Here is a 6,924-nt window from a genome sequence, read left to right as displayed (position 1 = left end):
CCCCGCCATATCGGCGGGTTCTGCCTCATTCGGACGGAAAGTGTCCGTCCACACCGATCGGAGGGACAGTGGAGCGCTGGGAGAAGTCGCCATCGGTCGTACCGGCGCGCGATGACCTCGTAGCGCGGCTGCGCGTTCGCTTCGCCGAGATCCCGGCTGAGAACGTGCGCCGCTGCGTGGACGACCTGTGGTGCTGCTGCGCCCATCTCGGAGTACGGCCCGAGGAAAGGACCATCGAGCGCCTCGCGGCGTCCCGGCTGACGGGCGTCCTGCGGGGTGCCCGTCCGCCCTATCCGGACGGGCGGACGGCGTCCGCCCCGCCCGGCTCCACCGTCCCCGGCCGGCGTCCCGCGGGCACGCGCCCGGCCGCGCCGCCGCGTCCGCCGCGCCGTACCGGCCGCGTGCCCGCCGAGCCCGCCGACCTGACCGCCTCGTCCCGGCCCGCCCGCGCGGCCGTGAAGACCCCGATCGGGATGTGACTATGAAGGACACGACCGTTCCGGGTCTGAGCGTCGAGACCCGGCGAGGGTTCATCGTGCTGAGCCTGCCCGCGCAGATCAGCTGGCAGAACTATGCGGGGATCCGGGAGGGGGTGAACAAGGCGCTGGCGCTGGCCACCGGCGGCCCGTCCCCGGAGAGGCGGCGCACCGGGGTCGTCGTCGACTTCGGTGACACGGTGCTGCTGGACGCGGCCGGGCTGGTCCTGCTGGCCCGCGCGGAGACCCGGGCGCAGTTGCTCGGCTGCCCGCTGCGGGCCGTGGTGCCGGCACTGTCCGCCCACGTGCGGCGGGCGCTGCACCTCACCGGGCTGGCGCGGCTCGTCCCGGTGTTCCCGGACATCGCGTCGGCGACGGACGCGCCCGTCCCGGCGCCCGTTCCGGCCGGCGCGGCCGGGAACGTCGACACGACCCACGTGCTCGACGCCATCCGTGCCCTGCATCCGGGGGACGCCGGGCTCACGCCGACACCGCCCGCCCCGTCCGAACTGAAGATCACCACGACGGAGGCCGGCGACGGCGACCATACGGTCGTCCATCTGTCCGGCGTGCTGGACGAGGTCACGGTGCCGCGGCTCGGGGAGACGCTGACCTCCCTGGTCGAAGGCGACCTGCGGCACCTCATGGTGCGGATGCACGAGCGGCTCGGCATCCGCTGCGACCCGCTGCCGATCCTGCTCGGCATCCGCTGGCGCGTCGCCGCCGAGGGCGGCTGCCTGGCGCTGCCCGCGCTGCCGACCCGGCTTCGCGAGATCATCGACCGGGAGGGCCTCGGCTCGGTGTTCACCGGCTGCCGCTCCCTCGAGGACCGCCTGCTCAGCAGCGCCGAGCCGGCCTGATCCCGGCCCGCGGCAAGCGCGTCGGCCGACGAGAACGAGCAGGATCCCGGCGGGACCCGCCCGCCGGGATCCTGCTCGCCGCCTGACCGTTCGGCCGGGTGCGGCTAGCGGTGCGCGGCCAGGGCCTCGCGCGCGGTCGCCACGTCCGGCGCGATCGCGACGCGCCGCTGCAGACCCGCCACCTCCGACACCCGGCGGACGAAGCCGCGCGGCGGCAGTACCACCCACATCGGCACGCCCAGTTCGCTCGCCCGCAGCTGCGACCGCGTGATCACGCTGAGCCCGTTGGAGTCGCAGAACGTGCAGCCGGACAGATCGAGGATCAGGGCCGGTGCCCCGGAGTCGAGGAGTTCCATGGCCTGGGCGAGGATCGCCTCGCCGTTGGCCAGATCGACCTCGGCCGGGAACGTGAGCGTCCCGCAGGTCTCCGTGCTCTCCACCCGTGCTGCTCCGAGATCCATCGCTCGCCCCAAGGCCGGTTTCCTCATCTGGATGACAACGGGGGGTGCTTCACTGCGACTGTAAGCCCCGAAGCTGGACGGAACCTGAAAGAAAGGGTCAAGTCTGGGACGTCCCTCTCTGGGCGTTTCTCGATCGCCCGCCCCGCCCTCGCCTGACGGCCTCGTTGGGACAAACCTCTATATTTCCCCCAGCGGTCTGCTAGAACCGGGGATGTGGGAGTGAGTGCTGACCCAGTGGTCATCGACGGCGGCGATCGTTCCTGCGTGCGTCTCCTGCTGGAGTTGCGCGGCCACCTCGCCGGCCTGGCCCCCGGCACCGTCGTCCACCTGATGGCCACCGACCCGGCGGCCCCCATCGACCTTCCCGCCTGGTGCCATCTGACCGGCCACACCTACCTCGGCCCCGTCGAGGGGGCTCCGACCTCCACCTATGCCCTCCAGGTGACCGCCGATCCCCGCCTCACCGCTCCCGAGTCCCCCTGGCGGCCCGGCTGACTCACGCCGAGGCGTCGCGGACGGCATCGGCCATCGCCGTGTCGCCCTCGGCCCGGTAGCCCTCGACCACGCCGGCGCGGTCGGCCTCCGGGCGGTTCTGGCTCATCTTCGCCTTCGCCTCGATCCGGGTGATGAGCAGTTCGACGCCCACGATCGCGCGCACCTGCCCGGCGATGAACCCGGGCGGCGCGTCGTCCACCGACCACGGGTCGGCGCGGCCCTCCTCGTGCCGGCCGGTCAGGCGGCGCACCAGCGATTCGACCCACGCCGGATCGTCGTGCACGACGAGGCGGCCGTAGACATGCGCGGTGAGGTAGTTCCACGTCGGCACCGCACGTCCATGCTCACGCTTGGACGGATACCACGACGGCGACACGTACGCGTCGGGCCCGTGCACGATGAACAGCGACTCCCCGGCGGCGGGCTCGCGCCACTGGTCGTTGTTGCGGGCGACATGGGCCAGTAGTGCGCCGTGCTCGCCCGCCGCCGGGTCGTACAGGACGGGCAGGAACGTCGCGACGAGCCCGCGCGGCGTGCTGGTCACCAGGTCGGCCGCGTCGCAGCCGGCCAGCAGCTCTCCGACCTCGGTGTCGCTTGCTGAGAAATGCGCCGGTACGTACATGCCCCGTGACGTTACCCGAGGGGGTTGTCGGACCCCCGTGCGAAGCTGGACGGGTGAGCACCGAGGAGGAGCGGGACGGAGTCCGGCTGACGAACCTGGACCAGCCCCTGTTCGAGGGGGCGGACGCGACGAAGCGGGACCTGGTCGACTACCTGGACGCCGTCGCCGGGCGCCTCGTCCCGCAACTCGCCGGGCGCCCGCTGTCGGTCGTCCGCGTGCTGCGCGGCCAGAAACCGTTCATGCAGAAGAATCTGCCGAAGTACACCCCGTCATGGGTGCGGACGGTGAAGGTGTGGGCGGAGACGTCCCGGCGCGAGGTGGCGTACGCGCTGTGCGACGACCGCCGCACGCTGCTGTGGTTCGCCAACCAGCGCGCCGTCGAGTACCACCCCCCGCTCTTTCGCGCGGACGCGCCCGACCGGCCCACCCACCTGGTCATCGACATCGACCCGCCGGGCCCGGACGCGTTCGGGGCCGCCGTCCGTGCCGCCCATCTCGTCCGGCAGGCGCTGCACGACTCGGGCCTGCGGGGCGCGGTCAAGACCAGCGGCGCCAAGGGCGTGCACGTGTTCGTGCCGCTGGACGGCCGGACGCCCGCCGAGGACGTCGCCGCCGCCACCCGCGCCCTGGGCGCGCGCGCCGAGCGGCTCGACCCCGCCCTCGCGACGACGGCGTTCATCCGGGAGGACCGGGGAGGCAGGGTGTTCCTCGACTCGACCCGCGCGGGCGGCGCGACCGTCGCCGCCGCCTACAGCCCGCGGATCCGCCCCGGCACGCCCGTCTCGTTCCCCGTCCCGTGGAACGATCTCGACGCCGTCGCCCCGGCCGACTTCACGATCAGGACCGCCCTCGGCCTCCTCGGCGGCCGTGACCCGTGGGCGGAGCTCATGCCGGAACCGCAGGCCCTGCCCGCCGGCCTGATCGAGCAGGGCCACACGATTCCGGTCGCGCGGGTCCAGGCCATGCACGAGGGCAGACGCCGGGCCCGGGCCCGCCGCGAAACCGGCTGACGCCCGTTGGAGATGAACGGCTCGACCGGCCGCGGAATCGGCCGGGTGCCACGCCGATGAGTTTCCGGGACGCGCGTGGTCTGCATGGGGGAAGCGACCAACAACGGGAGGTACCAATGGCCGGCGAGGGTTTCATCACCTGTCTGTGGTTCGACGGCCAGGCCGAGGAGGCCGCGAACCACTACGTCTCCATCTTCAAGGACGCCGGGATCAGCGGCGTCCACCGCGTGAACGACGCCGGTCCCGGCAAGCCCGGCACGGTCATGACCGTCGAGTTCGAGCTCAACGGCCAGAGGTTCGTCGGGCTGAACGGCGGCCCGGAGTTCACCTTCAACGAGGCCATCTCGTTCCAGATCCCCTGCGCGGACCAGGACGAGGTCGACTACTACTGGACCCGGCTCACCGAGGACGGCGGCCAGGAGTCCGAGTGCGGCTGGCTCAAGGACAAGTTCGGCGTGTCCTGGCAGGTCGTTCCGACCGCGCTGTTCGAGCTGATCGGCGACCCCGACCCGGAGAAGGCGGCGCGCGCCACCAAGGCGATGCTGTCCATGCGCAAGCTCGACATCGCCGAGCTGCGCCGGGCCCACGCGGGGAAGTGACCGGCGCGGGGCGGCTCGGCGGCCGGCCGTGCCGCCCCCGGGCCGGTCTTCCGCATCCCGGCGGATGTCAGGCGCTCAACGTGCCGGTGCCGAGCAGCCCGAACAGGAGCAGCCCGACGAGGAGGCGGTACACCACGAAGGACGTGAAGCTGTGCCGCGCGACGAACCGCAGCAGCCAGGCGATGGAGGCGTAGGCGACGGCGAACGACACGGCGGTGCCGACGGCCAGCGGGACCGCGCCGGCCCCCGACCCGAGCGCGGTGGGCAGCTCGTAGACGCCGGCGCCGGTCAGCGCGGGGATGCCGAGGAAGAACGCCAGCCGGGTCGCGGCGACGCGGTCGAGGCCGAGCATCAGCCCGACCGACATCGTCGCCCCGGACCGGGAGAAGCCGGGGAACAGCATCGCGAGGATCTGCGACGACCCGATCAGCATCGCGTCGGTGAGGGACGTGTCGTCCTCGCCGCGCTTGTGCCGGCCGAGCCGGTCGGCGAGCCACATCACGACGCTCCCGCCGATCAGCGACCCGGCGACCACCCACAGCGAGGCCAGCGGGCCCTCGATGAGGTCCTTGGCCGCGACCCCGACGACCACGACGGGGACGGTGGCGAAGATGACCCACCAGCCGAACTTGTAGTCGTGGTGGTACCGCTCGGCCGGGTCGGCGATCCCGCGCCCCCACGCGGTGACGATCCGGATGATGTCCCGGTAGAAGTACACCAGCACGGCCGCGATCGCGCCGACCTGGATCACGGCGGTGAACCCGACGACGGACTCGTCGTCCACCGGGATGCCCATCAGGCCCTCGGTGATCTTCAGATGCCCGGTCGAGGACACCGGGAGGAACTCGGTCAGGCCCTCCACGATCCCGAGCACGACGGCCTGCCCGACATTGATCACGCTCACCGACCCGATTCCTCTCCACCGCCCGGACCCGGTGTGCGCGAGTCCATCGTGAGACTACTGCCGCCGGCCGGCGCGGCCCATGAGAAGGCGGCGACTTCACCCATCATTAACCGAAAGGTCAGCGTCCGGCCGGTGAGCCGGGGCCGCCGACCATCGGGGTGGCGCGCACCCCGAAATGCAGGTACCGCTCGCCGGTCGGGAGCCCGTAGAAGGTCACGGCCATCCAGGAGCCGGTGTCGGGGTCCTGGACGGCGAACAGGTCCTCCTCGACCGGCACCAGCGGGTACTCCCTGACCGTGTCGGGCACCATGCCGGCCAGCGGGCCGGTCACCGTCATCCGCAGGACGGGACCGTCCTCGCCGCGGAGCACCTCCAGCCGGGTACTGGCCCGCTCGTAGGTGCCCAGGTGCCGGTCGGCGTCCACGCGGACGGGTTCGGCGGGCGGCGCCAGCGGCGGCGGCATCGTGAGCCCGGCGAGTTCGGCGAAGATCTCCCGGAAGAGGTCCTGGTACAGCTCGTCGGTGTCGCCGCCGTTGGTGAGCAGCGCGACCGCGAGGCCCTCGTCCGGCAGCACCCGCAGGTAGGCGTGCTGCCCGATCGTCGAGCCGTCGTGGCCGATGAGGCGGCGTCCGTCCCAGGTCAGCCGGAACCAGCCGAGGCCCCACGAGTCGCCGAGCGTGCGGGTGTCGGGCAGCTCGGCCTCCCTGGCGGTCATCGCGGCGGCGGACGCCTCGCTCAGCAGCCGCGTCCCGTCGGGCGCGAGACCGCCGGTCAGGTGCATGCGCGTGAAGCCGAGCACGTCCGCGACGGTCGAGCCGATCAGCCCGGCGGGCCCGGCCGAGCGCGGCAGCTGCCACACCGATGCCCTGGACGGCTCTTCGCCCGCCGGGGTCACGTGCCCGACGGCGGCGCGGTGCAGCAGCGCCTCCTCGGGCAGCGTGATCGTGTGCCGCAGCCCGAGCGGGGCGACGAGCCGCTCGCGCAGCGCCGCGTCCCAGGTGCCGCCGGTCAGCCGCTCGATGACCCGTCCGGCCAGCGAGAACCCGGCGTTGCAGTACGACCAGGTGGCGCCCATCGGGTGGTTCTGCGCGACCTCGGCGAGGACGGTCAGGTACTTCTCCAGGCAGTCGTCGCCGCGACCGGTGTCGGTGAACACGTCGCCGTCGATGCCGCTGGTGTGCGTCAGCAGATGCCGCATCGTCACATGCTTGGTGGTCTCCGGATCGGCCAGCCGCAGCTCGGGCAGCACCTCGACGACGGGCGCGTCGAGGCTGAGGACGCCCGCGTCCACGAGCTGCATCACGAGGGTCGCCGTCCACACCTTGGTGATCGATCCGAGCTGGAACACCGAGTCGGTCGTCGTCTCGACGCCGGTGTCCTTGTTCAGGACCCCGTACGCGGCCTCGACCAGCTCGTCCGCACCGCCGGGACGCAGCCGCAGGATGCCGAGCGCGGCGCCGGGCACGCGGCGGCGGGCGGCCAGCGCGGCGAGCCGGC

9 protein-coding genes are annotated in these 6,924 nt (G+C 72.7%); 5 read left to right on the top strand and 4 right to left on the bottom strand.

Features of this window, described 5'->3' with window-relative positions; genetic code table 11:
- Positions 1 to 68: 68 nt before the first annotated feature.
- Positions 69 to 479, top strand: a complete 411-nt coding sequence (locus AF1_RS31075; RefSeq protein ID WP_067807549.1) for a hypothetical protein — start codon at positions 69 to 71, stop codon at positions 477 to 479.
- Positions 480 to 481: 2 nt separating this feature from the next.
- Positions 482 to 1,336, top strand: a complete 855-nt coding sequence (locus AF1_RS31070) for an STAS domain-containing protein (protein WP_067807547.1) — start codon at positions 482 to 484, stop codon at positions 1,334 to 1,336.
- Positions 1,337 to 1,440: 104 nt separating this feature from the next.
- On the opposite strand, the gene AF1_RS31065 is transcribed toward AF1_RS31070, so the two are convergent.
- Positions 1,441 to 1,776 (bottom strand): STAS domain-containing protein, encoded by a 336-nt coding sequence (locus tag AF1_RS31065; protein ID WP_067807541.1) that lies wholly within the window; start codon positions 1,774 to 1,776, stop codon positions 1,441 to 1,443.
- A 240-nt stretch (positions 1,777 to 2,016) separates the two neighbouring features.
- Between AF1_RS31065 and AF1_RS31060 the strand changes: the two genes are divergently transcribed.
- Positions 2,017 to 2,292: a sulfurtransferase TusA family protein gene (locus AF1_RS31060; protein ID WP_067807537.1), complete on the top strand. Its 276-nt coding sequence runs from the start codon at positions 2,017 to 2,019 to the stop codon at positions 2,290 to 2,292.
- A gap of 1 nt (position 2,293) precedes the next feature.
- On the opposite strand, the gene AF1_RS31055 is transcribed toward AF1_RS31060, so the two are convergent.
- Positions 2,294 to 2,914, bottom strand: coding sequence for an FMN-binding negative transcriptional regulator (locus AF1_RS31055; RefSeq protein WP_067807533.1), 621 nt, complete (start codon positions 2,912 to 2,914; stop codon positions 2,294 to 2,296).
- Positions 2,915 to 2,967: 53 nt separating this feature from the next.
- Between AF1_RS31055 and AF1_RS31050 the strand changes: the two genes are divergently transcribed.
- Positions 2,968 to 3,924, top strand: coding sequence for a DNA polymerase domain-containing protein (locus AF1_RS31050; protein WP_067807531.1), 957 nt, complete (start codon positions 2,968 to 2,970; stop codon positions 3,922 to 3,924).
- 116 nt (positions 3,925 to 4,040) lie between these two features.
- Entirely contained in the window at positions 4,041 to 4,523 is a 483-nt protein-coding gene (locus tag AF1_RS31045; RefSeq protein ID WP_067807528.1) for a VOC family protein, read from the top strand.
- Positions 4,524 to 4,590: 67 nt separating this feature from the next.
- Here the strand turns inward: AF1_RS31045 and AF1_RS31040 are convergent, their stop codons facing one another.
- Positions 4,591 to 5,427, bottom strand: coding sequence for an undecaprenyl-diphosphate phosphatase (locus AF1_RS31040; protein WP_067807525.1), 837 nt, complete (start codon positions 5,425 to 5,427; stop codon positions 4,591 to 4,593).
- 118 nt (positions 5,428 to 5,545) lie between these two features.
- The coding region (locus tag AF1_RS31035) for a serine hydrolase domain-containing protein (protein WP_157419365.1) at positions 5,546 to 6,924 on the bottom strand (1,379 nt) is incomplete at its 5' end.

Source organism: Actinomadura formosensis NBRC 14204, assembly GCF_001552155.1.
Taxonomy (GTDB): Bacteria; Actinomycetota; Actinomycetes; order Streptosporangiales; family Streptosporangiaceae; genus Spirillospora; species Spirillospora formosensis.
Note: the sequence above shows the minus strand (reverse complement) of the source record. Positions and strands in the feature narration are given on the sequence as shown.

What these genes read in the sequence shown, in the direction of transcription:
- AF1_RS31070 (WP_067807547.1), top strand. Translation starts at nt 482, where the DNA reads ATGAAGGACACGACCGTTCCGGGTCTGAGCGTCGAGACCCGGCGAGGG.
- AF1_RS31055 (WP_067807533.1), bottom strand. Translation starts at nt 2,914, where the DNA reads ATGTACGTACCGGCGCATTTCTCAGCAAGCGACACCGAGGTCGGAGAG.
- AF1_RS31045 (WP_067807528.1), top strand. Translation starts at nt 4,041, where the DNA reads ATGGCCGGCGAGGGTTTCATCACCTGTCTGTGGTTCGACGGCCAGGCC.